Source organism: Paeniglutamicibacter psychrophenolicus (assembly GCF_030812255.1).
GTDB classification, from domain to species: domain Bacteria; phylum Actinomycetota; class Actinomycetes; order Actinomycetales; family Micrococcaceae; genus Paeniglutamicibacter; species Paeniglutamicibacter psychrophenolicus_A.
In genome coordinates this window covers 13,818-40,730 of the sequence record NZ_JAUSSH010000022.1, presented here as the reverse complement: position 1 = coordinate 40,730, position 26,913 = coordinate 13,818, and the positions used below count along the sequence as shown (strand labels likewise).

Here is a 26,913-nt window from a genome sequence, read left to right as displayed (position 1 = left end):
TGCCATTGACTTCGGCGGTGCGCTGGCTAGGGTGGGGCCATGTCGGCCGTCAACGATTCGTCCCGGGTCACGCGGAGCGTCGGCTTCCGCACTTCTTCGTTCACGCTCCTGATCGGAGCCGCCCTACTGTTTCTCGCCTCGGCCGTCATACAGCAGCGGGCCTCGATCCAGGGCTGGGAGGTCTTCAACGGCGAGCTGTCCGGCGACGGGCCGGGGGTCGACCCTCAGGATCCGTTCGCCGCCACGGCTCGGCTGTACAGTGTGGCCAACTGGCTCAAGGTGCTCGGGATGCTGGCGATGGCCGCGGGGGTGCTGGCACTGCCGCGGGTGGCGCAAAAACGCAAGGCAGTGGTTGCCGGGTCGGTGGCAGTGGTCCTCGTGGCCGTCTCATTCGGAATCCACGCAATGCTCGCCGGGGACCAGGGTTCCACCGGCATCCAGACCCTCATGATGGATCCAGAGTTGCCGGTGCGGATGATATTTCTTCTCTCCTTGGTCGGCCTGGTGGCCGCGGCCATCTGGTGGCGGGGCAGCTCGCTGCCGGCCATGATCGGGTGCCTGTTCCTGCTCGGCTCCACCGTGCTGGGCGATTTCGTGGCCTCCATCGTCATCACGCCCCTGCTCTTCATGTTTGCCGGCGACGGGTTCTTCCCGGTCGCCGAAATGGTGGTCATTGCAACCACAGCCGCGGCCGGCATCTCGATGCTTTTCGCAGTCGGTTCGCAGGTGCGCAGGGCCAGCCCTACCGACTGAGCACCGGGGACCTTGGCCGGCTGCCCGGGCAACCATTGACTCCTGCAGGCACATTGCTACGGTTGGGCCATGTTGGGGTTAAACGAAACCGGTGGGTATGCCCGGGAAGTGCGCTTCCGCAAGACATCGTTCCTATTCATGCTCGCCGCCACGGTGCTGCTCCTGGTGTCCTTTACGCTGCAGCTGATCGCCTCGTTGCAGCGCTGGGTCACCTTCAGCGGCACCCGGGGGACGACTGACCGCTCGGTCGAAGACCACGCCTATGACTACTTCCTGCCGTTTGAGGGCTGGGAGCCCATCGGCAACGCCGCCCAGCTCCTCGGAGCGAGTTTGCTCATCCAGGTGCTCGGCCTGCTCGCGATGGCGCTGGCGGTCATGCTGCTGCCGGCCGCGTCAAAGGTGTTCGGCCGGGCCGCCACCGTTGGCATCGCCGTGGTCGAAGTCGTTTTGGTGCTCCTGGTGGCGGCCGCCTTCACGCTCCATGGCGGATTGGTCTTGGTCGCCGGGCTCAACGGGACGCCTACCGGGCTGGAGATCGGACCGGGGGTGTTCTGGCCGATGCTCTTGGTCGCGCTGGTGGGGCTGGTGGCCTTGGCCCTGTTCTGGGGAAACAGGTTGCCGGCGGCCGGGGTTGCGTGCGTGTTCCTGATCGGATCGACCATGGCGGGCTACCTCTTGGCCACCTACATGGTGGCACCGCTCTTCTTTGGCATGTCCCACGACACCGCGCGCTTCACCGAGACGGTTGTCGCCGCATCCACCGCCGCCGCGGCGGTGGCCGCGGCCTTCGGCGCCAGGGACGTGGTTCGGCGCGCGGCCGCCCGCGTGGAGCCCGCATAGTGTCCGAACCGGATTGATCCGGGCCCCGGCCAGCCTCGCCCGGCGGCGGAAACCAGCGCAACCATTGACTCGTGCGGGCACGTTGCTACGGTTGGGCCATGTCGGGCAGCAAGCCATTGGGAACGGGCCTCAAAGCCCTGCGTTTTCGCAGGGCCAGGATCCTGTGGCTGTCCATTGCCGCCGCCCTGTTCCTGGTCTCCTGCCTCGTGCAGCTGGTCGCGGTCCTGCAGCGCTGGGTGGTCCCCGCCGGCGCCCGTGGGCCCAGGGGCCTGTTGATCGAAAACCACCGCTACGACTACTACTTCCCCGTGGAGAACTGGGTCCCGCTGGGCACGACCGCGCAGCTGTTCGGTCTCGCCATGCTGCTGCAGGCGATCGGGGTCCTGGCCATGGCCGCCGGCGTCATGTTCCTGCCGGATCCAACGGTGGACCACCTCAGGATCGTCGGGATCGCCGCTGCCACATGCGAGGCACTGCTTGCCGTCCTCTTCGCGGCCTCCTTCGCCGTGATCGGGTCCCATGCGCTCATTTCCGGCCTCGCCGGAGCCGCGTCCGGGATGCCGGATGCCACGGGGCTGTCCTGGGGCGTGCTCGTGGCCGGGGTGGTGTCTCCGCTGATCCTTGCTGCCCTGTGGCGCGTCAGGCTGCCGGCCGCCGGCGCCGCATGCCTGTTCCTGCTCGGCACCGGCTTCGCGGGCTACCTCGCGGCCATCTACGTGATCTCGCCACTGATTGCGCTCAAGGCCTATGACGCCCGGTGGGCCGAGACGGTGATGGCGGTGTCGACCGCAGCCGCGGCGGTGGCCATGGCGGTGGGTGCCCTATTCCTTGCGCGGGGCTCGTTGCCTGCCGCTTAGCCGCCCGCAGTTCCTTGCGGCCTGGCCCGCTTTGCGCTTGGCTCTTAGGGAAACCGGCACCGGCCTTCCCGCGAAGGAACTGCTGATTCCAGCCCCCGGATTCCGGCCTGATTGCGCATGCCTCCCGGCCACAGGGAGGCCCCTTCCGTTGCGCACCGCATACAACAAAGGGCGCGCCCGTGTGTGGCGCAGGGACCGGCAGGGAATACGGTAGGAGGAGGACAACCTTTATCGTTGGATTCCCCGATGACCCCGACGACCATATTCTGCGCGGCCGGCACCGGCACGACAGCCCCGACACAAAGGCTAGATTTTGAACGGCAATGCAACGTTTAGGCACGAAAACGCGGCCCTTTTGGCCGTCACCAGCGTGCAGGCCCCCAGGGTCCTGAGTTCGGCCGAATTCGACGAACGCCTGGCCCCCAGCCTCAAGCGGTTGCGCCTGTCCAAGAAACTGCTGGAACGCGTCTCCGGTGTCGTGGAACGCCGTTGGTGGTCCGAGGGCACCAGCTTCGACGACGCAGCGGTGGAGGCCGGCGGAAAGGCCATGGCCCAGGCCGGCATCGAGGCGGGCCAGATCGGCCTGCTGATCAACACCTCGGTGACCCGGCGCAACCTCGAGCCCTCGGTTGCCTCGAAGGTGCACAACGATCTCGGCCTGCCTTCCTCGGCGATGAACTTTGACATCACCAATGCCTGCCTGGGCTTTGTCAACGGCATGACCCTGGCCGCGAACATGATCGACTCCGGGCAGATCAAGTACGCGCTGGTGGTGGCCGGCGAGGACGCCCAGACCACCCAGGAAACCACCTTTGCCCGGCTCAACGCCGAGGATTCGACCCGCGAGGACTACCTGAACCAGTTCGCCACCCTGACTCTGGGCTCGGGTGCCGCCGCCGCGGTGATCGGCCCGGCCGACGCGCATCCCGGCGCCCACCGGATCGTGGGCGGCGTCTCGCGCGCCGGGACCGAACACCACGAACTGTGTGTGGGCGGCCTGAACGGCATGTACACCGACACCAAGGGGCTGCTGGACAACGGACTGGAATTGGTGGTCAACGCCTGGGACGAGGCGCACCAAGCGGGCTGGAACTGGCGGTCAATGGATCGCTACGTGACCCACCAGGTATCCAATTCCTACACCAATGCCATCATCAAGGCCGTGGGCCTGGTCCGGGACCGGGTGCCGATCACGTTCCCCAAGTGGGGCAATGTCGGGCCGGCTTCGCTGCCGATGACGCTTTCCCAGGAAGCCAAGACGTTGAAGCCCGGTGACCGGGTGCTGTGCATGGGTGTCGGCTCGGGCCTGAACACCGCCATGATGGAGCTTGCCTGGTGACCGAGATCTTCCCCGGCGTCGATCGCAGGTACTCCCGCCGCGTCCAGGTTCCCTCCACCTCGGTCGTGGATGCACCGGGCACCAGCCACCAGTGGCACCTGCTGGACAACGACTCCGAGCTCAGGGACCAGGGCATCGAACCGGTGGGCACCCTGCTGTGCGTGCACGGCAACCCCACCTGGTCCTACCTCTGGCGCGGCCTGTTGAACCACGTCTCCGCCCACGAACTGCCCTGGCGCGTGGTGGCAGTGGACCAGCTGGACATGGGATTTTCCGCCCGCACCGGCGTGTTCCGCCGGCTCGCGGACCGGGTCAACGACCTCGACGACCTGACCACCACGCTGGGGATCACCGGCCCGGTCACCACGGTGGGACACGACTGGGGAGGACTCATCTCCCTGGGCTGGGCCTTGGCACACCGGGAGCAGCTGGCCAACGTGGTGCTCACCAACACCGCGGTTCACCCGGCCGGTTTCGAGCTGCCCGCCGCCCTGCGCCTGGCTTCCCACCCGGCGGTGCACGGCTGGGGAACCAAATCCACCGATGCGTTCCTGCGCACCACACACTCGCTGGCCCACCCGGCCCTGAAGCCGGAGGTCCGGAAGGCCTTCATGGCCCCCTACACCAACGCCAACCGGCGCACCGGGGTCGGCAACTTCGTGGCCGACATCCCCTTCACCGAGGACCACCCCAGCCGGCCCGCGCTCGAAGCAATCGCCGAGGGCATCAAATCCCTGAAGGTCCCTGCCCTGCTGCTCTGGGGCCCGAAGGACCCGGTGTTCTCCGATCGCTACCTGCGCGATCTGGTGGGCCGGCTCCCCCACGCCGCGGTCCACCGTTTCGAGGGAGCCGGCCACCTGCTGCCCGAGGACCGCGACATCGCCACCCCGGTCTTTGACTTCCTTGGCCACAACACGGAGTCGAAAACCGCCCACCGGGCCGAGGCCCTGGCCGCCTACCGGCCGATGCTGGCCGAGCTCGACGAGCGCACCGAGGACGACAGCACCGCGGTCGTTGACATCAACCCTCCGAGGTCCCTGTCCTGGTCGCAGCTGGGCCAACGGGTCAACGCATTGGCCGGCGGCCTGGCCGGGATCGGGGTCAAGCCAGGGGACCGGGTGAACCTGCTGGTGCCCCCGGGCATCGAGCTGACCTCGCTGATCTATGCCTGCCTGCGCCTGGGCGCGGTCATTGTCGTGGCCGACGCCGGACTTGGCACCCAGGGACTGGGACGGGCCATCCGCGGCGCGGGACCGAGCTACCTCATTGGAATCGACCGGGCGCTGACCGGCGCCAGGTTCCTGGGCTGGCCCGGGACCCGGATCGCCGTCGAGGACATGCCAAGCGCCAAGCGCAAGCTGCTCGGCGTGGCACACACCATCCCGGAGCTGCTCGAGGCGGGAAACCACGCAACACCAACGCTCACGGACTTCACCCCGGCGGACCCGGACGCGGACGCCGCGGTGCTCTTCACCTCCGGCTCCACCGGACCGGCCAAGGGCGTGGTGTACACCCACCGGCAGCTGGCCGCGATGCGGGACACCCTGCGCGAGACCTACGACCTGAAGGCCGGCTCGGCACTGGTGGCCGGGTTCGCCCCGTTCGCGCTGCTGGGCCCGGCCCTGGGTGCCACCTCGGTGACCCCGGACATGGATGTCACCGCACCGCGCACGCTCACCGCCGGCGCCCTGGCGGATGCCGCCGCCGCCGTGGATGCCACCACGGTGTTTGCCTCCCCCGCGGCCCTGGCCAATGTCCTGGAAACCCGGGATTCCTTGGACGCATCCCAGCGCCTTGTCCTGGAAGGCATCTCGCTGATGCTTTCGGCCGGGGCCCCGATCCCCGAGCCCTTGCTCGCCAAGGTCCAACACCTGGTCCCCAATGCCCGGGTACACACCCCCTACGGCATGACCGAGGCCCTTCCGGTCACCGACATCGACCTGGAGTCCATCCGTGCCGCCGGATCGGGCAACGGGGTCTGCGTGGGCACCCCGGTCGCCGGGGCGCAGGTTGCCATTGCGCCCCTGGACGCAAGCGGGAAAGCGGGCGACACGCCGGAAACAACGCCCAACCTCACCGGTGAGATCCTGGTCCGTGCCCCGCACGTGAAGGACCGCTACGACAGGCTCTGGATCACCGAACAGCTCAGCACCTCGATCCCCGGCTGGCACCGCACCGGGGACGTGGGACACCTCGATGACGCCGGACGCCTCTGGGTCGAGGGACGGCTGGGCCACGTGCTCAACACCCCCACCGGGCCCAAGACCCCGGTGGCGGCCGAGCAGGCCGCCGAATCCGTGACCGGCGCGGGACGTGCCGCACTGGTCGGAGTGGGCCCAACGGGGACCCAGGCCTCCGTGGTGGTCATGGAAGCTGTGCCGCCGGCCCGTCACGCGGCCCCCGCACCCGAGGCACTGGCCCAGGCCGTGCGTGCCGCGGTCGCCCGCACCGGGACCAAGGTCTCCGCGGTGATGGTGGTCCCGGTGCTGCCCACCGATATCCGGCACAATTCCAAGATCGACCGGGCCGCACTGGCCGCATGGGCCACCACCACGTTAGCTGGCGGAAGGATCCGCAACCCATGAGCAGCGAGCTGAATCTCGAGTCCCAGCGCCGCGTGCTGGTCACCGGGGCCAGCGGGCTGCTCGGCGGGGCCGTGGCCGCGCTGCTGCGGGCCAAGGGGCACCACGTGCGCACCTTCCAGCGCCGGGCCTCCACGGCAGCCACGGACGAGGTGCTCGGCTCGTTGACCGACCCTGCCGCGGTCCGGCTTGCCGTGCACGGCATGAACGCGGTCATCCACCTGGCGGCCAAGGTCTCCTTCACCGGTTCCTGGCACGACTTCGTGGCCACCAACATCACCGGAACCAAAACCCTGCTCGAAGCGGCCAAGGACGCCGGAGCCAGGGACTTCGTGTTTGTCTCCTCCCCCTCGGTCGCCCACTTCGGCGAGCCGCTGGCCGGAGCCGGGGCCGGGGTTGCCGATCCAGACCGGGCCCGCGGGAACTACGCCCGGTCAAAGGCAGCCGCCGAGCACAACGCGCTGGCCCAGGACGCACCGGGTTTCCGGGTGACGGCCATCAGGCCGCACGTGGTCTGGGGTCCGGGCGACACCCAGCTGGTGGAACGCGTGATCGAGCGGGCCCGGGACGGCAGGCTTCCGTTGCTGGACCACGGTGCCGCGCTGATAGACACCACCTACATCGACAATGCCGCCGGTGCCATCGTGCGCGGTCTCGAGCGCATGGAACACGCCCACGGGCGCGCCCTGGTGGTCACCAACGGCGAGCCCCGCCCCGTGGGCGAGCTGATCTCCGGGATCTGCCGGGCTGGCGGCGTGCCGGCACCGCGGATGAGCGTCCCGGGCTGGCTTGCGCGCGGCGCGGGCTCGGTCATTGAGCGGTTGTGGCTCGCGGCCGGGTCCCGGAACCTGGTGCACGACGAACCGCCCATGACCAAGTTCCTGGCCGAACAGCTCTCCACCGCGCACTGGTTCGACCAGCGCGAAACTCGCGAGGTGCTGGACTGGACTCCGACGGTAAGCCTTGACGAGGGATTGGAACGACTTGCCGCCTACTATGGCGGCAGCTGACCGGAAACCAGCGCGGGGCAGAACCCTTGAGCACCAAACGGCCTTTGCCCTTCGTTTGATTCCAGCGGGGGACGGTTTCATTTCTGGTTGCGCTGGCGCGCCTCCGGTGCGATCCCAAAGCGGCAGCTGTTGTTCAGGACTGTGTTGTGCTTTAAGCATCTCGAAAAGCAAAATGCCTCCGCGCGGAGTTGGACTTTGTGTCCTGCTCCGCCCGGAGGCATCTGCGTTCGTCAGTCAGCTCACGGCCTGTAAACGAAGTCCGTGAAATGGCTCGTTTCGGAGGCTGTCTTCGAGCCTTTTCGCGTGGCGGTGACCTTCAGTTGGAGCCTGCGACCGTTGTCTGCCTTAGTCGGGACATAGGTGGATTTGGTGGCACCCTTGATGGGCTTGACCGAGTAGAACCAGTTGCCCTTCATGGCGTGGTTGATCGTCATGTTGGAGCGGTACCACTGGTACTTGAACTTGGTCGGAGAACCGGTCCAACTGCCCTTGGTTGACATGATTTTCTTACCAACACGCGGGGAGCCCTTGATGGTGGGGTATTTCGTGTTCTTGATTGACTTCAGCACAACCTTGTTGGACTTCAGGACCTTGGAGACCGGGTACCAGCCCTGGCCCGAAACGTTCATCAGTTGGATGTCACCGACCTTGTCGGTGACCTTGACGCTGATCTTCTTGCCGGCGTCAGCGTTTCTGAGTGTGTAGTTTCGCTCCGTGGCGCCCTTGATGGCTTTGCCGTTGCGCATCCACTGGAATCCTTCCAGGAAATACGGAGAGCTCCCGTTCCCGCTCTTCTTGCCTGTCCCGGACATGTTGGCCCAAAGTTCATTCCCGACAACCATGTCGCCGCCAATCCAGGCAAAAAGCTTCTTGTTGGTCTTCCAGGGAACGTAGTCATACCCGGTAATGGATTTCAGGCCCTCGACCTTGTATTTGTTCAGGTGTGCGAATCCCGTTGGCTTGGAGGATGTCTTCCAATCCACCTCGTAGAATCCAACTTGGCCGAGCTTGACGCGAGCGTCGCTGCCGATGACGGGCTTTTTGTTCTTTCCCCCGCCGAAGACCACGCCGGTGTTTCGAACGGATATCGGCTTGAGCTTCTTGCCATTGATGCCGACAATGGACCCCACGTTTTGGTAGGAACCCACAGTGATTTTGGGAGATGTGCGATTCGACATCGCACTCACTTCCACCGAACGCAGCGCCTTGATCTTGGCCAGCGGCGAAAGATTGGCGTTGCCTGCCCCGTCGTAGTTGAAGGACTTGAGCCGTGTCAGCTTGGCCGCGGGAGCAAGCGAAGGAAAGACGTTCGTGCTTCGAATATCGAGATCAACCAACAGTGGTGCACTGGTGATGTTTGAGAGGTTCGTGAATTTGTTCGAGATGACGGTGAGCGACTCCAACTTCGGCGGCAGCTTGGGCAGGCGAGTGATGGTCGACTTGGTTTTGGCATATCCGGACCAGTACGAGTAGTCGAATCCATCCCCAAGGGTCAGGTACTTGACCGAGCTGTATTTGCTCAGATCGGTGATCTTGTCTGTCGCGGTAGGACAGTACAGGGTGTCGCTGAACTCGAACTTGCACCCGGCCGGCGGCGGCGCGGCGGCAGCGGCAGGTGTTGCGCTCACGAGCCCCAGTGCAAATACAGCTGCAACCGCGGCAGCAATTGGTCTCAGACGGTTCAAGTTTCCCCCAGAAATTAGAAAAGAGTGCGAGCGAATGCGCATTACAGCGCCGAAAGGAATCTACCTCATATTTTGGCGTTGGACAGGCACGACATTCACCCTTTCCAGGGAACTCCCAGCGTTTGATCCCGCCTGTCCAAATCCCGGCTCCACAAGGAGCACCGCGGTCCATGGCGAATCCCAAAGGGTGGGACTGAGAATTAGTCGTGAACACAAATTGCGATGCTTCCACGGAATCTCGGGGGGGTCCTTCATGACCCCGTGCACCGGCCGGGCCACCTCGGCAACCAGGTTCACCCCAGCTCACCACGACAGGTTCGGTGGCCTCTTCCGGGTCCCGCCGCTCCCACCGCGACATGCAAGACATCGAAGTTGCCAAGGAATGTCCGCCATTTATGGCCTTTCATCCGCGATGAGCGGGCCAGCAGTCGGCGGGAAAGTCTTCCCGAGATTGTCACATCTGACGAACCAAACCGTGTCCGGGCCATGCCGCGCGCGTGACGTTGGAACTTGGAAGCTGTGAACCACAATCGCGAGCCCCTTTCAAAACATCAGCTACGCAACGCTGCTTGCTCAGCTACCTCCTGGAACACGCAATCGACTGCAGGTGAAATCTGCATCCGGCTTATCACCACTCGACACCAGACCCCGCTTCAAAGCGGCAAGGAGCCCGGCCGACAAGGCCTGCCCCCTTCCGGCCCATGGTGGGCCCGGCCGTGGCTGGCGTTGCGGCAGCCCTAGAATTTGGTGCTTTCCTCGGGTGCTGCACCGATTTCGCCACGCTGAAGGCCTACTCCGTGGATCCTGACCCCTTCATCGGTCTTGATGAGGTAGACGTCGTATTCGATCTCGGTGGGCTTGAGGAACCGCTTCTTGCCTTTGGAGAATTTCCAATCGAACTTGGCGACGACGGTGACAGTGGCCCCATCGATTCCGGCCTTTTGGGAATCCACGGTCGATCCCTCATCGTAGGCACTGGCTTTGGCGATCGTTACCTGGGGGTTCATGAATCGCGAGGAGTCCTTGGACTGGTAGAAGTCGTAGCCCTGGAAATTATTGGTGGCAGGATCGGTCCAGGCCACGACCATGTTTTTCGACACGGGCTGCTCAAACAACCCGTTCAGCTGCTCTTCAATTCCCGCCTTCCGTGCGTCCTTGCCAAAGAGCTTGGTCATGCGCGTCACTTGCGCTTTTACGTCTGAAGTATTTCCGCCAACCGTGGTGCCGGAAAAGAGTTCAGCGTAGACGAAGTCAACCGCCGCAAGTTGCCCCTGGGCCAGGTCCGCCTCGGTCCAGTTCTTGCCAGTTGCCGTCCACCGGGCATTGTCGAATTTGCCCAATGCGGAATCCTTGTCGACACCAATCCGGACGTATGGTCCCGCAGCATTCTTGCTGAGCTCGCTGTACGCCAGGCCCGGACCGATCCGATCCGGGTCCGCCTCACGGACGAGTTCAATGGGGGATTTTGTTTTTTCGGCAGACGCTGAGGCCGATGCGTTATTCGGGGCCGGGGTTCCTGCAACAGCTGCGCAGGATGTGAGCAGCAACGCTCCAGCTATTGCCATGCCCAGCAAACGGAAAGGTGCTTTGGTCTTCAACATCGGATTCCTAAAGTTCGAAATGGAAATTCCATTGAAAGTAATAGTTTCAGGAACCGTCGGTTGAACCAACTGTGAACAGGTGACGTCACAGGATCTTTGCAGGTCAGGCTGATAAAAGGATCAGCCTGGGCGCATCTGGCGGCATATCCCGGGGCGCCTTCCCGGTTCCACGAAACCCCTGGCAGCACGTCAGGGCGTCTGCAAAGTCCTCAGTCTGAGCTGAATCCGATCATTTCGAGGATCCTGCCGGGGTGGTTCCGCAGGTGGCGGGTGGCCTTGGCGAGGTTCCTGTGGCCCCGGTTCTTGAGCAGGGTGATGGCGATGTTTCTCAGTATGGCCAACGCCCTGGGCGTTTGGCCGTTTCTGGCCTGGTGCGCGTCCTCTTGGAAAAGGACGTCCCGACGCCAGTGCAGGCCGTTTTCGATGCCCCAGTGGCCGCGGACCCAACCCGCCAGCTGCCCCGGGCTCGCCTGGTAGGTCGGCAGCGAGGTCACCGCGTAGACGGTTTCCAGGTGCCATTTCCCGGTGCCGATCGGCCGGGACCTGCGGGTGATCCGCAGGGCCTGCAGGGCGTGGGGAAACCTGATGCCCGGGCTCAGAGTGGCGCATTTGACGGTGCGGATGTTCTGCCGCCCGTTTGCCTTCGCCGTGCTTTTGTCCCCGTCGGGAACACGGCCCCACGGGATGGTGGAAAGCTGCTCGAGCAGCGTGGGCTGGTTCGCTTTCACGGTGAAGATGTAGTGCGCCTGCGCATTCGGCGAGGTAACGGGCGTGGCCCGTCTGGGTGTGCATCGCGTCGGCGGTGACGACCACCCCGGGCAGCGACGGGAAATGGTCCATGAATACCGGGAACTGCGGGATCTCGTTGCTTTTCTCCCCGACAGCAACCTGTCCCAGCACCGCGTGGGTGTCCTGGTCGATCGCCGACAGCAGGTGGACCCTGCTTCCTTGGCCGTTCTTCGCCCCGCGCATTTCATTCCCGTCCACGGCAAAGGCCACCGACCGTCCCAGGCCTTGGGTCCAGTCACCGGCCAGCAGGTCAAACGCATCGGAATCCAGGCGTTCCAGCACCCGGGCCAAGGTGGTCGCGTGCGGGGTTCCGATCCCGCAGGCGGCCAGCTCGGTCCGGGCGGTGTCGGCGGCCCACTCGGCCATTTCCACCAGCGTCTTTGAGGCGGCGAGAACCGAGCAAAGCATGATCAGCACCATGTGCGCGAATTGGTGGCGGACCCCGCGCCGCGCGCGGGGATCCGGAAGAACCGACAGTGCCGCCAGCACGCTGGCCGGATCGAGGACAACAGGCTCGGGAACGGAAAATTGGTCAACAATGGCCTGCAGGTGGGAAGATTGCACGGAGGAACTCTTGGTGAAACATGTGGGCTGATATTCACATGCTTACCGGGAGTTCCTGCACTTTAAAAGCTGGGACCGGTTTGTCTCATATTTTAAGACTCATGGGCTCGTTCACGACTTTGCAATCGCCCTGGGCAGCACGTTGCGCTCGGTGGCATTCGTCGTCCTGTTTCCGGCTCTCGCGATCGTAGTGGGCCAATGGCCAAAAGCTTTCATCGGTGTTCACCAACTTGCAGAGGCTCCGCTTTTGTCTTTTCCATCCGGCTCTCTAACGTTGGACCGAACCGGAGCATCCTCGACAGCTCGCCCGCGCTCGTGAAAGGCCGACAGTTCCAGTTGGTCCTAGGCATTTGTCCCCTACCGGCAAATGCGTCTCCCCCGCTACCTGATACGAAGCAGCCCGAGCGTGAGAAAACACGCCTGGAAACTCAGCTCCCTTTCGCCGGACGTAGCGTTGACTTCCCGTCTATGCCCGTGGCCACGGCTAACAGCGGTGACGGCTATCCGTGCCATGATCAGCACCTGCCCGATCACTACGCGGCAACCAACAACAGCCGCCTCCGTTGGCCTTCGACTCAGTTTCAACTGGAGCTCCCGTATGCGGGTAGCGTCAAGGATCAGGCGTTAAGGTGGACCAAGACGAGGCCCCGAAGCCGATTCGCCGACCCAAGGAGAGCCTTTCGATGCCAACCGATGAAGCGTCAGGGCCTTCGGGCCGCGTGGTCAGCCAGCCGGCACAAACCCACCAGACACCAAGGTCGGTGCTCATGGTCACGTGGGCGGTCGAACTGGGTTTCGGCGGCATGACCGCCATGTGCTTGAAGCGTGCCGGGCTCTTCCACGAGCGCGGCGTTCCCAGCGCAGTGGTGACCTTCGACGCAAACCCCGGGCTCGACGAAATTCGCACGACTCTGACGGCCAACGGAAAGCTCCACTCCGGGGTTCCGCTGCTTAATCTCCACGAGTACTACGCCGAGCAGGCGCCGGCAACGGCAACAGGCCCAGAGTTGAAGTTGCGCGGCACCGGGATTCCCTGGAAAGGGGCCACGCGGCTCGATCGGTCGGTTGACGGGTCGCTGTACTGCACTGTTTACGCTTTCCCCGGCAACGACAAGTTGTCCAAGCGTGAATACCACCGGCGAGACGGCAGCGTGTACCTGGTCGATGCCATGCTCCCTTCGCCGCACGATCCCGACGAAGCAGTCAGGACGCTGCAGCTGCTGGCCGCCGATGGCAGCGTCCAATTCGAATTCACCAGTGCCGCACGGCTCTACCGACATTGGCTCACCGAATTGGTGGACCGCAGCAATGCCGATGTGATCATTGACAGCAAGTTCTCGGCCGGGTTCCTCTTTGCCTGGCAGCACCCCACGGCACTGAAGTTCGTCAACTTCCACAGCACGCATGTCGCCGCCGGGCAAGACACGCTCACCGGGAAGCTGTCGCCCGCCCACCGGAAGATCATCGACAACCGCGACGCCTGGGACGGGATCACCTTCCTGACCGAATCACAGCGCACCGCCTTTGTGCAGAGGTTCGGCGACAGCTCCAACACCGTGGTCATCAGCAACCCCGTGGACGGGCCGGAAACGTTGCCGTCCTTCGAGGACCGGAGCCCCGGCACGGTGGTCCACGTGGGGCGGTTCACCAAGGGCAAGAACATCGGCGCGGTCATTGACATCGTCAACGCCGTGGCCACAGCGAACGTTCCCGTCCACCTGGACCTGATCGGAGACGGGGACCAACGCCCGGTCCTGGAAGAACAAGTCAATCGGCTCGGCATTGGGCATCTGGTGAACTTCCACGGGCACGTCCACGACGTGGCCCGGCGACTGTCCAGGGCACGCGTCCTGCTGCTGTGCAGCAGGTTCGAGGGCCAGTCGCTGGCCATCCTTGAAGCCCAGGCCCACGGCTGCGTACCGGTCGCCTATGACGTGGACTTCGGCCCCAGGGATGTCGTACAGGATGGACGCAACGGGTTCCTGGTCCCGTTTGGCGACCAGGAAGCCGCGGCCATGGCCTTGGGACGGCTCCTGACTGACGATCCGCTGTGCGCCGGGATGTCTGCCCGGGCGTTTGAATCGGCCAGGCAATACAGCAGCGAGCAAATCTTCACCCAATGGAAGGACGCCCTCAAGATGGCCCGGTTGAACAAGAAAGACCGCGAGGTCCTCGCGGCTGCCACGGTCCGGCTGGCCGGGCTGCGCTTCCATGCGGACGGTGACACCGACCTGGAGGTCGCCGTCAACACCGGCTCCGGGCAGCTTGGGGGCCTCACGCTCGTTGTCACCGAACGGGGAACCGACGCCAGCCAAGGAACGACGTTCGAACCGTACAACGAATCGGACGGCATCTACGGTTTCAGGATTCCCGCCTCCTTGCGCGCCCAGCTTCCGGGATCCGATGCGTTGGACATCAACGCCGTCCTTGACGTTGGCGGTCTGACACGCACCATACGCCTCGGTGCCACGCCCAAACCGGCTTCTGTGCCCTATTTCACGGCCTACGGAAACCTGAGCTTCAAATAGCGAGAGGAATCCCCGTCCTCGTGCACCAGGATCCGTGGACCGCGGCCAACAGCCCCGCCCTATCAATACGCGCTTGCGTGCCGGAAGATTGGTTCCATCAAGCTAATCCTCATCAAGCACACAGGTTGCACTGCCAGCTTTAAGGGCAACGAACATATCGGGTTTCCCGCTTCTCGCCGGCCGTCATGCCGGCCGGAGAACGGGCATGAAATGACGGAAGCAGGTGACCGGCACGATGAAGGATTGGTTGAGCCAACAGCTCAAGGCAGCGATCAGCTCCAAACCGGGCCTCAAGACCAGACGATGGCTTGGCCTGGGCACGGCGACCGTTGCCAATCACGAATTGGACCATATTCCAGTGGCCGGAGACATAGTTGTTTACTTCAGCGACGTGGTCAACAAGGCCTACCAACTTGAACAGTGGATCCCCACCTTGGAAAAGCTCCACGAGCTCCACCGCGTCGTACTCGTCTTCCGGAAGGTGCCCACAATGCGCCATTTCAGGAAGTTGACCGACCTTCCCAAGATCTACGTCCGCCGTTTGGACGACCTCGTGAACTTCTACGACTTCAATGACTTCAAGCTTTGCCTCTACGTCAACAACGGTATGGCGAACTTCCAGTCCCTGAGCGCCTCAAGACCGGTGCACGTCCATGTCAACCATGGTGAGAGCGACAAACTTTCCATGGTCTCGAACCAGGCGAAGGCCTACGACAAGATCTTTGTTGCCGGCCCGGCCGCCATTGAACGCCACAAGGCGGTCCTACTGGATTTCGACCTGGACAAACTTCTCAGCGTTGGCAGGCCACAGTTGGACTCGCGTTTTGAGTCCGAACTTCCCGCATTCACCGGCAGGACCGTAATGTATGCGCCCACGTGGGAGGGTGAGAACGATGCAAACAACTACACCTCAATGGATCTCTTTGGCGAGAGCATCATCGAGGCATTGGTGGCCCTCCCGGACACGCGAGTCATCTACAAGCCCCATCCACGCATCCTGACGTCAACGACAGCCGCAGTCGCAAGTGCACACACGCGGATCAATGAAATCCTTGAGGAACACAACACCGCCGGCGCCCAACACGTGATCGCTGAAGCCCAGAACATCCTGGCGCTCTTCGAAGACATTGACGCATTGGTCACCGATGTTTCGAGCGTGGGCCTGGATTTCCTGTATCTACACCCAGAGAAGCCGTTGATTCTTACCGATCGGCGAAACAATTTGGAGAAGCTGAATCGGGAAGTTCCCGTCAGCAGGGCATGCCCGGTGATCAGCGATTCAACCCAAGATTCCTTGCTGGCCTCAATGGCCACGCATCTCAACGCGGCTCCGAGTGAGGAACGCCTGCAGATGCGTGCGTTCTATTTTGGGGATCGTCAGCGAGACTCCTCAACAACGGACTTCATCGCGGCGATCGACACGCTGATCAAGGGCCGGGAACAGCAGCTGCAGTCATACGAGCAGCACGCCAGCGCCGTGGACTCCGGGGACGACGACTGACACGCTCCGCACCGTTCAAATAAGCCGACACGTAGTAATGCGGGTTGGTCCATTCATTCAGAATGGACCAACCCGCATTCTCGTATTGGTCGGGCTACACCGCGGCCATGCCGCGCTCCCCGGTTCGAACCCTGATCACTTCCTCCACGTGGGTGACCCAGATCTTCCCGTCACCGGCGCTGCCGGTGTTTGCGGTGGAGATCAAGACATCCAGGATGTCGTCGCAGGAGTCCTCCTCCACCAGGATTTCGAGGCGGACCTTGGGAAGGAGGTCGACCGTGTATTCGGCGCCCCGGTAGACCTGCGTGTGTCCGCGCTGCCGACCGTAACCGCTGGCTTGGCTGATGGTCATGCCCTGGACTCCGTAGGACTCGAGTGCCTCCCGGATCTGGTCGGTCTTTTCGGGCCGGATGATGGCTGTCACGAGTTTCATGCGTTGACCTCTTCCTTGACTCGATCCGCATCCTTGTCGGCGGCGGTGGACTTCAGGTGTGCCGAGGTGGCCGGGTGCGGGACGAAGGTCCCGCCGGTGCCCAAGCCACCGAACTCGTAGCCGGTCTCGGCGTGCTGCATCAGGTCGATTCCGGCGATTTCGTGCTCGGTGGTGATGCGGAAGCCCATGGTCTTGTGAATGGCAAGGCCGATGATGGCTGTCATGATGGCGGTGAAGGACATGACCACCAGGCAGGCAACAATCTGTGCCCAGAGCTGCCCGAACCCGCCGCCGTAGAAGAGTCCGCCACCCACCCCGTCAACGGGAAGGGCAATGAATCCCAGCGCCACGGTTCCAATGATGCCGGAGACCAGGTGCACACCCACCACGTCAAGTGAATCGTCGTAGCCCCAGCGGTACTTCAACCCCACGGCCAGGGCCGAGGCGACGCCGGCAACGATGCCCAATCCAATGGCGGCAACCGGAGTGATGTTGGCGCAGGCCGGGGTGATGGCCACCAGACCGGCCACGATACCGGAGGCAGCGCCCAAGGACGTGCTGTGGCCATCGCGAAGGCGCTCGACCAGGATCCAGCCCAGCAATGCTGCAGCGGGGGCTGCCAGGGTGTTCACCCAGATCAACCCTGCTTCCTCAGCGGTGCTGGCGGCGCCGCCGTTGAACCCGAACCATCCGAACCAAAGAAGTGCCGCACCAAGCATGACGAAGGGGATGTTGTGAGGACGCTGGCTCGGATCTTTCCCGAATCCGCGGCGCTTGCCAAGGATGAGCGCCAAGATCAATCCGGCAACGCCGGCGTTGATGTGCACCACGGTGCCTCCGGCGAAGTCAATGGCTTCGCCCACCACCGAGCCGATGGCGCCATCGGCTCCGAGGATGCCGCCGCCCCAGACCCAGAAGGCGATCGGTGCGTAGACCACGGTCACCCAGACGGGAACAAAGACCATCCAAGCGCTGAATTTTGCGCGGTCTGCCACGGCCCCGGAAATCAGCGCAACGGTGATGATCGCGAAGGTCGCTCCGTAACCGGCGGCAATGAAGCCGTCGGTGCCGAGCATCGATCCCATCCCGAACCCGTCAGCGGGGTTTCCGAACAAGCCGCCAATGTTTGCGCCGCCGCCCGACATGGAGTTTCCCCAGAGCACCCACACCACGGTGACCAGGGCGATGGCCGAAAAGCTCATCATCATCATGTTCAGTACGCTTTTGGCCCGGGTCATTCCGCCGTAGAAGAATGCCAGTGCCGGGGTCATCAGCAGGACGAGCGCGGCACACACCATCATCCACACCTGAGTCGTTGTTAGCTCCATGTCTAACGCCTCCCTGAATCGCTCGCGAGTCTTTCTCGCCTGATTCAAGAATTCCTTGGCGGTGTTACGTGCGATTCGACCAACCGTTTCGCGGTGGTTACCGAATCGGCCTTGAAGTAAAAGGCTCGTGTCTGGCACATTGCGTGCTTGTTTCCGGGTCTTGGTGGCATGACAAAGGCGGCCACGCTTTTTGCGTGGCCGCCTTCATCACCGGTTCTAGTACAGAGGGGTCCTCTACTTGAGCAGGGAAATCTTCTCTACCTTGAACTTCGGTACGGTTGTATTGCCGCCCGCTTGCGTGTCGTAGCTATACGAGCCCATCGACGTAGCAACTATCTTGACCTCGTCATCCGCAATGAAGTCGTCAAGCTTCGGACAGTCAGAAAGGCCGTCGCCACCAACGAAAATAGAATTGTGTTCGTATTTCCATGAGCTATACATCTTTGCGTGACTGATGTTGGCCCTAAATATACATTCACCGGTCGCGGCGTCGAATTGGGTGATGGTGCCATAGAAGACGGCAACGTCTCCAGTGGCGCTATCGGGCTTCTTTACCAATCGGGCGAGATCGCGTTTACTCATCGGCTTCGCATTCGCTATCCGTTCTTTAGCGGCAGCCTTCCTTTTCTTCGCCGCTGCTTCTTCAGCAGCTGCTTCCTTGGCCTCCTTCTCCTCTTCAGCCTTCAACGAAGCTACAGCCGCTTCTGCCGATGCTTCAGCTGATGCTTGCGCTTCCAAAGCGGCAGCAGCAGATGCTGCAGCTTCTTCGGTATTCACAGCGGCCGCCGAGACTGGAGCTGACACATCGCTGGTTGTTGCTCCATCACCAGTAGAGCAACCAACAACCCCAAGAACGCATACAGCAGAAGCAATTCCAAGAAGAATTTTCTTCATAATCTCCAAATTTCTACGAGTGTTTCCGGGCAAAACCATAGCTGTCGATTGAGAAGAACCACAATAAACTGGTCATAAAGACGGCAAAGAAAGTAGCCTTACAAATCAAAAAAGGCGGCCACGCTCTTTGCGTGGCCGCCTTTTGGTTAGCTAGCGGGTTCGATTCCCAAGGTAATGCCTAGTCAAGTAGTGCGTCGACGAACGCTTCGGCATCAAACGGTGCCAAGTCGTCTGGGCCTTCGCCCAAGCCGACCAGCTTGACCGGAACACCGAGCTGCCGCTGGATGGCCACGACGATGCCGCCCTTGGCGGTGCCGTCGAGCTTCGTGAGGACGATACCGGTGACGTTGACGACTTCGGAAAAGACCTTGGCCTGGTTCAGGCCGTTCTGCCCGGTGGTCGCATCCAGGACCAAAAGGACCTCGTCTACGGTTGCCTTCTTTTCAATGACTCGCTTGATCTTGCCAAGTTCGTCCATCAGGCCGACCTTGTTCTGCAGGCGGCCGGCGGTGTCGATCATGACAATGTCGACCTCCTGCTCGATGCCCGCGGTCACTGCCTCAAAGGCAACGGATGCCGGGTCGGCGCCATCGACGTCGGACTTGACGGTGGGTACACCCACGCGGTCACCCCAAGTGGCCAGCTGTTCGGCTGCAGCGGCACGGAAGGTATCTGCTGCACCAAGGATGACATCCTTGTTTTCGGCAACCAAGACGCGGGCCATCTTGCCGATGGTGGTGGTCTTGCCGACGCCATTGACGCCAACCACCATGATCACGTTCGGGCGATCCGCATGGCGAACCGGGATGAAGTTGCGGTCCATGGTCGGGTCGACCAGCTTGATAAGTTCCTCACGGAGCATGTCGTGGACCCTCTGCGGGTCCCGGCTGCCTTCAACCTTGACTCGTTCCCGCAAGGCGTCCACGAGCTCAAGGGTCGGTTCGGTGCCCAAATCTGCCAAGAGCAAGGTCTCTTCGATTTCGTCCCAGACGTCTTCGTCGATCTTGTCCTGGCTCAAAAGGGCCAGCAGGCCCTTGCCCAGGACTGTGTTGGACTTGCTCAGGCGGGCGCGCAGCCGTGCCAGACGACCCTGGACCGGTTCGGGGACATCGGTGGGGACGACCACTTTGCCGGCGGTTTCGTCCACAATTTCGATTTCCGCGGCCTCGGCCGGGACCAATGCCTCAGGGGCTTCGGTGGACGGTGCATCTGTGGTGAGCGTGGGTGCTGGGTCGTTGGCGTCGCGCGGACCGGTGTACGTTCCCTTGGGTGCCCTACGGCCACGCACAAGGAAGAAGGCAGCACCAATACCGATGACGGCAACCACTGCAACGAGGACAATGATCAAGTTAAGTTGTTCTGACACTGTCCTAGCTTCTCACAGACTAAACTTGTCTTACCTATGCCTGAGAATGCTTCGACTTCCGATTTCCCAGAAAAACCGGTTAATCCGGATTTACGGAAATTGCCGTCGGTCCCCCGAGAAATCCGCGTCCTTGTCGCGGCCGCCTTTGTTGTTGCCTTGGGATTTGGGCTCATTGCTCCGATCCTTCCCCAATTTGCCACCAGCTTTAACGTCGGTGTTGCCGCCGCCAGCGTCATAGTCAGCATCTTCGCTTTTGCCCGGCTGATCTTTGCACCCGTCAGCGGGAAGCTGACCGATCGGCTGGGGGAACCCACCGTCTATGTCACGGGTGTGTTGATTGTCGCCGCTTCGACGATCCTGTGCGGCTTTGCGCAGTCGTACACCCAACTGCTGATCTTCCGCGGTCTGGGAGGCTTGGGATCGACCATGTTCACGGTCTCGGCCATGGCCCTGATTGCCCGGATGTCACCGCGGGAGATACGGGGCCGGATCGCCGGATTGTATTCCGGCTCGTTCCTGCTGGGAAATGTCGCAGGGCCCGTGCTTGGCTCCTTTGCGGCCGGCATGGGATTCCGGATTCCGTTTTTCATCTACGGTGGTGCGCTAATTGTTGCCGCATCAATCGTGTATTTCTCCCTGTCACATTCGCGCGGGGCCACCGAGAAGAGCGCAGCTGAAGAAGCCGTCGTTGTTGAACGCATCCCGCTGTCGGAGGCCTGGGGCGCGGCTTCCTTCAAGGCGGCTCTGGTGTCCGGGTTCACCAATGGCTGGATGGCCTTTGGAGTCCGGATGTCATTGATCCCACTCTTTGCTGTCGCCGCATTTGCCTCAAAGGGAACCTTGCTGGCGGGCCTCGCGCTGGCTATATTCGCGGTGGGAAACGGTGCGGCGTTGACTGTTGCCGGCCGGCTGACCGACACCTACGGCCGACGACTTCCGATTCTGGTGGGACTGTCAATCGCGTCGCTCTCCACTGCCGCAATCGGCTGGGTCGACAACATCCCGTGGTTCATTGCCCTATCCGTCATTGGAGGCATCGGCACCGGTCTCATGGGTCCGGCCCAACAAGCAGCCATTGCCGACGTGGTGGGACAGGGTCGAAACGGAGGCAAGGTCTTGGCAACATTCCAGATGGCCACCGACTTTGGTTCCATCATTGGCCCAATCCTTGCAGGCCTCATTGCCGACCAGGTGGGCTTCGGCTGGGCTTTTACCGTCAGCGGCGCCTTGGGCTTCTTCGGCGTCCTGGCTTGGTTGCTGGTCAAGGAGAAACGTGACGCCTTCACCCAGGAATCGCCGATCCCCGAATAAATGCTTGCTTCTGTCAGAACTGGATTTCCCGGCACTGACTCGGCGCATCTATGCGCTTTGAACTACCTCGCGCTCCACGCGTTGGCTGATCACCATGGAAACTCCATCTCCACGCATGGTCACCCCGTACAGCGCATCCGCAACTTCCATGGTGCGCTTCTGGTGGGTGATCACAATGAGCTGGCTTGACTCGCGCAACTCCTCAAAGATCGTGATCAGCCGACCCAGGTTGGTGTCGTCCAGTGCCGCTTCCACCTCGTCCATGACGTAGAAGGGTGATGGCCGGGCCTTGAAGATGGCTACCAGCAAGGCGACCGCCGTCAGGGACCTTTCCCCTCCCGAGAGCAGGGAGAGACGTTTGATCTTCTTGCCCGCGGGGCGTGCTTCAACCTCGATTCCGGTGGTGAGCATGTTCTCCGGGTCGGTAAGGACGAGGCGTCCATCTCCCCCGGGAAAGAGACGGCCGAAGACCCGCTCGAATTGTGCTGCGGTGTCGTTGTAGGCCTCGGTGAAGACCCGCTCGACCCGCTCGTCAACGTCCTTGATGATGTCCAACAGGTCCTTGCGACTGTTTTTCAAGTCCTCCAACTGCGAGGTCAGGAACGTGTGCCGTTCCTCGAGCGCGGCGAACTCTTCCAAGGCCAACGGATTGACCCGACCCAAGGCCTCAAGGTCCCTTTCGGCTTTCTTCAACCGTTTTTCCTGCTCGGCACGGTCAAAGGCAATTCCCTCAGGAACCGAGTTGCCCTCGTCGTCGACTTCCTGGCGAAGGGCTGCCCATTTGTCGTCTTCGGGGGGTGGCTGTGGCACCGGCAAATGTGGCCCAAAGTTTTCAACGAGGTGTTCACTCGTGAGCCCGAGTTCCTCAATGGACCGGTTCTCGAGCGTCTCGATCCGCAGGCGCTGTTCGGCGCGAGCCATTTCATCGCGGTGCACCGAATTGGTCAGTTCGGCCAATTCGTGGCCCAGCTTGTTCACCCGCGCGCGAACCACCGATAACTCTGATTCCAGTTCTTCGCGCCGCTGCTGGAGCTGCTCGCGTTCCCTGTCGGCAAGCTCGATCGACACATCCATGAACGAAATGACGCGCTGGACCTTGGCCGAGACTTTTCGGGCAGCTGATGCCTGGCTTCGGCGAATCTCGGCGCGGCGCTGTGCCTCGGCACGTGCCCGGCGTTCGGTCTGAGCCGCCCGCTTCAGCGACTCGACGCGGCCACGAAGTGCGTTGGCGCGTTCCTCCGCACTGCGCAGGGCCAGCCGGGCTTCGAGTTCCTTCTGCCGCGCCGCGGAGGCGGCCGCAGCAAGCTCGTCGCGTTGGTCCGTTTCGGGTTCGTGGTCCTCAGGTGTTTCCTGGGCCATGTCCAGGCGTTCGATAAGTTCGGCGAGTTTTTCCTGCTCCACTTCGAGCTTTTCCTGCGCCACTGCGATCTGTTGTTCGAGGCGTTCACGCTCACCGTGGCCCTGGCGCAGCAAGGAACCAAGATGTTCCATGCGCTGGGCCACGGCGGAGATCCTGGCATCGGAATCGTGCAGCCGGCTCAGCGCCGCATCCGCGGCTTCCTCCGCCGCCATGAGCTGGGCGGTGAGCTCGGCGGCTTCGAGGCGCATGGCTACGAGCTTCTCGTCAACCACTGACAGCTCGGCCTCGGTTTCACTGATGGCGGCGTTCTGTTCAATCAATGAGGGGGCGGCTGTGGTCCCGCCGCTGGCGGTGCCCGAGGTAAGGAGGTCTCCGGCCAGTGTCACGGCCCTCAAATGTGGGTCGTTCTCCAGCAGGTGCCGGGCTTCGGATAGGTCGGCCACGACCACCGTGGAGTGAAGCAGGTGCGAAAGCGTTCCAGCCAGCGCCTCGGGGGTTCCGATGACCTCAAGGACGTGCTTTCCAAGGGTAGCTGCGGCATTGGGCCGTGTTGCTGCATCCAGGTTGCCGTTGACCAAGTGCACCCGGCCGCCGTCGGTTTCCCGCAGGTCCCCAAGGATTGCCAACGCGTGGTCAAGTTCCTCCACGGCAATGGCTTCGGCAACCGGACCCAAGGCAGCGGCAACGGCGACTTCATAGCCGTTTTCGACCTCAAGGTATTGCGAAAGACGACCCATCAAACCTTCGTGCCCACCGGCAAGGATTTCTTCGGAGGCATCCTTGCGGACTGCCCCCATGCGCAGCGCCTCCAGTCTTCCTCGCAAGGCACCCAGCGTGGTGGCAAGTTCCTGCTCGGCCGCCCGCTGGGCATCCATCTTGGCCACCAGGGCCTCGTGGCGGTCGGCTGCATTCTCGTAGGCTGTGTCGAGGTCCTCTTCGCCGCTTTGGACGGAGGCTGCCTGTTGTTCGAGGGCGGCAAACTCGTTCGCGGTTCCTTCTCGGCGCTCGGCCCAGCCCGTCAGGGACTGCCTCAGGCGGTCCAGTTCCCCCTCTGTGGCTTCGGCCTTGCTGCGGGATGCACCGATCTGTCCGGCCAGCCGCGCCAATCCTTCGCGGCGGTCAGCGGCCGTGCGCAATTCGTTGGTCAATCGCTGTTGCTCCGCGTGGGCGGCTTCCTCGGCCTCCGTCTTGGCCTCAAGTGCTTCTTCCAGAAGTTCCTGGCGCATCTCCAGGTTTTCTTCCAATTCCTCGAGTTCGTCGCCGAGGCGCTCGGCCTGCGACTCCAACCTGTCGGGATCGCGGGTTGGGTCAAATTCGGGGCCGTCGGTACCCAGCAGGCGGGAGCGTTCGGCTGACAAGGCACCCAGGGACCTGAAGCGCTCTCGGGTGGACGTCAGCCCGAACCAGAGGTCCCGGGCCTTGTTCAGTGCCGGGGTGGCATGTGCGGCGGCCACCTCCAGACGGGTCAATTCGGCCCTGGATTCCTCGAGCCGTCCCTGGACCACCTGCTGGGCAGCTCGCTGGCTGGCCTCATCAGCGACGTCTTTTTCAAGGGCCGCTCGCAGGGCTACCAGGTCATCGGCCATGAGTCGCGACTTCGCATCGCGAACATCGAATTGGACGGCCTGCGCGCGGCGGGCAATCTTGGCTTGTTTTCCCAATGGGGTGAGCTGGCGGCGGATTTCACCAGTGAGGTCCTCGAGCCGGTTCAGGTTCCCCTGCATGGCGTCGAGTTTGCGTACGGTCTTTTCCTTGCGTCGCCGGTGCTTGAGCACGCCGGCGGCTTCCTCGATGAAACCGCGGCGGTCCTCGGGTGTGGCATGCAGGATCCGGTCCAACTGCCCCTGGCCGACGATGACGTGCATTTCGCGGCCCAGGCCGGAATCAGACAGGAGTTCCTGGATGTCCAGCAGGCGGCAGGAATTGCCGTTGATGGCGTACTCGGAGCCGCCTGCCCGGAACAGCGTCCTCGAGATCGTGACTTCGGCGTACTCAATAGGAAGCGCGCCATCGCTGTTGTCGATGGTCAGCGAAACGTGGGCGCGCCCCAAGGGCGCCCGGCCGGAGGTCCCGGCGAAGATGACGTCTTCCATCTTGCCGCCGCGCAGGGTCTTGGCACCCTGCTCCCCCATGACCCAGGCCAAGGCGTCAACAACGTTTGATTTGCCCGAACCGTTGGGCCCCACCACTGCGGTGACACCCGGTTCGAATTCAAAGGTCGTCGCCGAGGCGAACGACTTGAATCCGCGAACGGTGAGTGTTTTCAAATGCACGTTGGGGCGTCCTGGGTTTTTGGTGGCTAAAGTGGTCGGTGGGCTGCCTTCCATCCTATCGAGTCGCTCCGACTCGATGGCGTAGGTCAAGCCCGGCATGCAGGTATTTTCATCACGAATGCTAGGAGCAGACCCCTTGAAGAGTCTTTTGGCCATCGATTCATGGCCTTCGACACACGCGGCCTCCGCCATTGTCGCCGCGGACGGAACGGTCTTGGGATCGCATGGCGATGCGGATCGTCGCTTTGCGCTGGCCTCGGTCACCAAGTTGCTCAGTTCCTATGCGTTCCTGGTGGCCTTGGAAGAGGGTGCCTTTGAGCTTGACACCCCGGCCGGCCCCGAGGGGTCCACTGTCAAGCATCTCTTGGCACACACCTCCGGCTACGACTTTGCCGAACGCAAGGTGCGCTTTTCCCCCGGTGCTCGGAGATTGTATTCGAATGTCGGCTTTGAGGTGCTTGCAGAGACCCTGGAACAGGCCACGGAAATGAGCTTCGCCGACTACTTGGGTGAGGCGGTCCTGCAACCCCTGGGTATGGATTCAACGTCACTGGACGGCAGTGCCGCGGCGGACGGAACCTCCACATTGGGCGACCTGGTCCAATTCGCAACCGAATTGCACAGTCCCACGCTCCTGGACGTACAAACCCATTCCCAAGCCACTCATGTGGTGTTCCCGGGCCTTCCCGGGATCCTGCCCGGATACGGGCGCCAAACTGACAATACCTGGGGCCTGGGATTCGAAATACGTTCCGAGAAGTCCCCGCACTGGACCGGGCTGCTCAATTCACCTGAGACCTATGGACACTTCGGCCAGGCCGGGACCTTCCTGTGGGTAGACCCGGCGTTGGACGCCGCGTGCGTGACGTTGACGGACAAGCCGTTCGGTCCGTGGGCCGTCGAGGCGTGGACACCGTTCAACGACGAGGTTGTCTCCGAGATCAGGGGTCGGTAGAGATTCAGCCCCGCTGGGCGGTTAGTCTAGCGGGGTTTGCGCTGGCACCGAGGGCAGCTGTAGGAAGATCGACCCATGAACGGATCGCGACGAATCAGCGAGACAAGGTCCTGCTCGGCACAGCGCAAGCACTGCTTGCCTTCACGACCGTAGGCATTCAAAGACCTGTCAAAATATCCGGAAGCTCCGTTGACATTGACGTAGAGGGCATCGAAGCTGGTCCCGCCCGCGTCCAGGGCCCTGCCCATGACGTCTACAAGGGCGGCATGAAGCCGGGCAACGTCCGGGCGGCGGATCGTGGCCGTGGAGCGCAGCCCATGGAGCTTGGCGGCCCACAGCGCCTCGTCGGCGTAGATGTTGCCGACACCGGAGATCACTTGCTGGTCGAGTATGGCCCGCTTGAGCTGTGTGTTTTTCTTGCGCAGGGCTTGATGGAGCGTTTCGGGAGTGGACGCCGGGTCCAGCACATCCCGAGCGATGTGCGCGGCAGCCTCCGGGATAAAAGGATCCTCGGACCCCACTCCACCGGGGAATTGGTCACCGGTTTGCACCATGGGCGAGAGAAACATGCCACCAAAGATCCTTTGGTCAATGAAACGCAACTGGCCGGGTTTGTTGGGCTCTCCAGAGAGTTCGAGGCGCACCTTGAGATGCTTTTCATCCGGCGCGGCGGGTTCCTCCACCAGAAGCTGTCCGCTCATGCCCAGATGTGCCACCAAGGCACTGGGGATGGACAAGCCGTCCAACGGCATCCAGAGGAACTTACCACGGCGCACGGCAGCTGCGATGCGTGCGTGGGTGAGGCTCGCGGCGAAGTCGGATGGACCATCCACGTGTCGTCGAACGGAGCGTGGATCGACGACCTGGACCGATTCGATGGTGCGGCCAACAACCCAGTCATCCAGGCCGCGCCGCACCACCTCTACTTCAGGCAGCTCTGGCAT

General features: G+C 62.7%; 18 protein-coding genes and 1 pseudogene. 10 read left to right on the top strand and 9 right to left on the bottom strand.

The features are described from left to right. Positions 1-39 precede the first annotated feature (39 nt). From J2T21_RS20060 to J2T21_RS20035, 6 genes are all read left to right on the top strand, one after another. Positions 40-753 (top strand): hypothetical protein, encoded by a 714-nt coding sequence (locus J2T21_RS20060; protein ID WP_307583903.1) that lies wholly within the window; start codon positions 40-42, stop codon positions 751-753. Between the two features lie 69 nt (positions 754-822). Further along, entirely contained in the window at positions 823-1,593 is a 771-nt protein-coding gene (locus J2T21_RS20055; protein ID WP_307583902.1) for a hypothetical protein, read from the top strand. A gap of 98 nt (positions 1,594-1,691) precedes the next feature. Further along, on the top strand, positions 1,692-2,450 hold the full coding sequence (locus J2T21_RS20050) for a hypothetical protein (protein WP_307583900.1): 759 nt from the start codon (positions 1,692-1,694) through the stop codon (positions 2,448-2,450). A gap of 313 nt (positions 2,451-2,763) precedes the next feature. Next, positions 2,764-3,789, top strand: coding sequence for a 3-oxoacyl-ACP synthase III (locus tag J2T21_RS20045; RefSeq protein ID WP_307583899.1), 1,026 nt, complete (start codon positions 2,764-2,766; stop codon positions 3,787-3,789). Continuing rightward, entirely contained in the window at positions 3,786-6,374 is a 2,589-nt protein-coding gene (locus tag J2T21_RS20040; protein ID WP_373458082.1) for an alpha/beta fold hydrolase, read from the top strand. The genes J2T21_RS20045 and J2T21_RS20040 overlap by 4 nt, the downstream gene beginning before the upstream one ends. Then, entirely contained in the window at positions 6,371-7,381 is a 1,011-nt protein-coding gene (locus tag J2T21_RS20035; RefSeq protein WP_307583898.1) for an NAD-dependent epimerase/dehydratase family protein, read from the top strand. Before J2T21_RS20040 ends, J2T21_RS20035 begins: the two co-directional genes overlap by 4 nt. 239 nt (positions 7,382-7,620) lie before the next feature. On the opposite strand, the gene J2T21_RS20030 is transcribed toward J2T21_RS20035, so the two are convergent. From J2T21_RS20030 to J2T21_RS20020, 3 genes and pseudogenes are all read right to left on the bottom strand, one after another. Continuing rightward, positions 7,621-9,009 carry a hypothetical protein gene (locus tag J2T21_RS20030; RefSeq protein WP_307583897.1) on the bottom strand — a complete coding sequence of 463 codons (1,389 nt, stop codon included), beginning with the start codon at positions 9,007-9,009 and terminating at the stop codon, positions 7,621-7,623. A 794-nt stretch (positions 9,010-9,803) separates the two neighbouring features. Continuing rightward, a complete protein-coding gene (locus tag J2T21_RS20025; RefSeq protein WP_307583896.1) occupies positions 9,804-10,667 on the bottom strand; it encodes a hypothetical protein in 864 nt (287 codons plus the stop codon). Positions 10,668-10,879: 212 nt separating this feature from the next. After that, positions 10,880-11,876 (bottom strand): annotated as a pseudogene (locus tag J2T21_RS20020) (ISAs1 family transposase); the annotation flags it as partial. An 827-nt stretch (positions 11,877-12,703) separates the two neighbouring features. Between J2T21_RS20020 and J2T21_RS20015 the strand changes: the two are divergent. Beyond that, positions 12,704-14,548 (top strand): glycosyltransferase, encoded by a 1,845-nt coding sequence (locus J2T21_RS20015; protein WP_307583895.1) that lies wholly within the window; start codon positions 12,704-12,706, stop codon positions 14,546-14,548. Between the two features lie 247 nt (positions 14,549-14,795). Next, the gene (locus tag J2T21_RS20010; protein WP_307583894.1) at positions 14,796-16,049 is read left to right on the top strand and encodes a CDP-glycerol glycerophosphotransferase family protein; all 1,254 of its coding nucleotides are present in this window, start codon (positions 14,796-14,798) and stop codon (positions 16,047-16,049) included. A 94-nt stretch (positions 16,050-16,143) separates the two neighbouring features. Here the strand turns inward: J2T21_RS20010 and J2T21_RS20005 are convergent, their stop codons facing one another. From J2T21_RS20005 to ftsY, 4 genes are all read right to left on the bottom strand, one after another. Further along, positions 16,144-16,482 (bottom strand): P-II family nitrogen regulator, encoded by a 339-nt coding sequence (locus J2T21_RS20005; protein ID WP_209907510.1) that lies wholly within the window; start codon positions 16,480-16,482, stop codon positions 16,144-16,146. Further along, positions 16,479-17,810, bottom strand: coding sequence for an ammonium transporter (locus J2T21_RS20000; protein ID WP_307583893.1), 1,332 nt, complete (start codon positions 17,808-17,810; stop codon positions 16,479-16,481). Before J2T21_RS20000 ends, J2T21_RS20005 begins: the two co-directional genes overlap by 4 nt. Positions 17,811-18,044: 234 nt before the next feature. Then, a complete protein-coding gene (locus tag J2T21_RS19995; RefSeq protein WP_307583891.1) occupies positions 18,045-18,704 on the bottom strand; it encodes a hypothetical protein in 660 nt (219 codons plus the stop codon). A gap of 178 nt (positions 18,705-18,882) precedes the next feature. Then, on the bottom strand, positions 18,883-20,070 hold the full coding sequence (gene ftsY, locus J2T21_RS19990; protein WP_307583890.1) for a signal recognition particle-docking protein FtsY: 1,188 nt from the start codon (positions 20,068-20,070) through the stop codon (positions 18,883-18,885). A 36-nt stretch (positions 20,071-20,106) separates the two neighbouring features. Between ftsY and J2T21_RS19985 the strand changes: the two genes are divergently transcribed. Beyond that, positions 20,107-21,381: an MFS transporter gene (locus J2T21_RS19985; protein ID WP_307583889.1), complete on the top strand. Its 1,275-nt coding sequence runs from the start codon at positions 20,107-20,109 to the stop codon at positions 21,379-21,381. A 48-nt stretch (positions 21,382-21,429) separates the two neighbouring features. On the opposite strand, the gene smc is transcribed toward J2T21_RS19985, so the two are convergent. Next, positions 21,430-25,014 carry a chromosome segregation protein SMC gene (gene smc / locus J2T21_RS19980; protein ID WP_307583888.1) on the bottom strand — a complete coding sequence of 1,195 codons (3,585 nt, stop codon included), beginning with the start codon at positions 25,012-25,014 and terminating at the stop codon, positions 21,430-21,432. Positions 25,015-25,150: 136 nt separating this feature from the next. Here smc and J2T21_RS19975 point away from each other — a divergent pair, with 136 nt between their 5' ends. Beyond that, positions 25,151-25,969 (top strand): serine hydrolase domain-containing protein, encoded by an 819-nt coding sequence (locus J2T21_RS19975; RefSeq protein WP_307583887.1) that lies wholly within the window; start codon positions 25,151-25,153, stop codon positions 25,967-25,969. A 26-nt stretch (positions 25,970-25,995) separates the two neighbouring features. Here the strand turns inward: J2T21_RS19975 and mutM are convergent, their stop codons facing one another. Continuing rightward, positions 25,996-26,913, bottom strand: a complete 918-nt coding sequence (gene mutM, locus J2T21_RS19970; RefSeq protein WP_307583886.1) for a bifunctional DNA-formamidopyrimidine glycosylase/DNA-(apurinic or apyrimidinic site) lyase — start codon at positions 26,911-26,913, stop codon at positions 25,996-25,998.

What these genes read in the sequence shown, in the direction of transcription:
- J2T21_RS20060 (WP_307583903.1), top strand. Translation starts at nt 40, where the DNA reads ATGTCGGCCGTCAACGATTCGTCCCGGGTCACGCGGAGCGTCGGCTTC.
- J2T21_RS19985 (WP_307583889.1), top strand. Translation starts at nt 20,107, where the DNA reads ATGCCTGAGAATGCTTCGACTTCCGATTTCCCAGAAAAACCGGTTAAT.
- J2T21_RS20025 (WP_307583896.1), bottom strand. Translation starts at nt 10,667, where the DNA reads ATGTTGAAGACCAAAGCACCTTTCCGTTTGCTGGGCATGGCAATAGCT.
- J2T21_RS20050 (WP_307583900.1), top strand. Translation starts at nt 1,692, where the DNA reads ATGTCGGGCAGCAAGCCATTGGGAACGGGCCTCAAAGCCCTGCGTTTT.
- J2T21_RS20055 (WP_307583902.1), top strand. Translation starts at nt 823, where the DNA reads ATGTTGGGGTTAAACGAAACCGGTGGGTATGCCCGGGAAGTGCGCTTC.
- J2T21_RS20005 (WP_209907510.1), bottom strand. Translation starts at nt 16,482, where the DNA reads ATGAAACTCGTGACAGCCATCATCCGGCCCGAAAAGACCGACCAGATC.
- J2T21_RS20000 (WP_307583893.1), bottom strand. Translation starts at nt 17,810, where the DNA reads ATGGAGCTAACAACGACTCAGGTGTGGATGATGGTGTGTGCCGCGCTC.
- mutM (WP_307583886.1), bottom strand. Translation starts at nt 26,913, where the DNA reads ATGCCAGAGCTGCCTGAAGTAGAGGTGGTGCGGCGCGGCCTGGATGAC.
- J2T21_RS20015 (WP_307583895.1), top strand. Translation starts at nt 12,704, where the DNA reads ATGCCAACCGATGAAGCGTCAGGGCCTTCGGGCCGCGTGGTCAGCCAG.
- J2T21_RS19995 (WP_307583891.1), bottom strand. Translation starts at nt 18,704, where the DNA reads ATGAAGAAAATTCTTCTTGGAATTGCTTCTGCTGTATGCGTTCTTGGG.
- J2T21_RS20035 (WP_307583898.1), top strand. Translation starts at nt 6,371, where the DNA reads ATGAGCAGCGAGCTGAATCTCGAGTCCCAGCGCCGCGTGCTGGTCACC.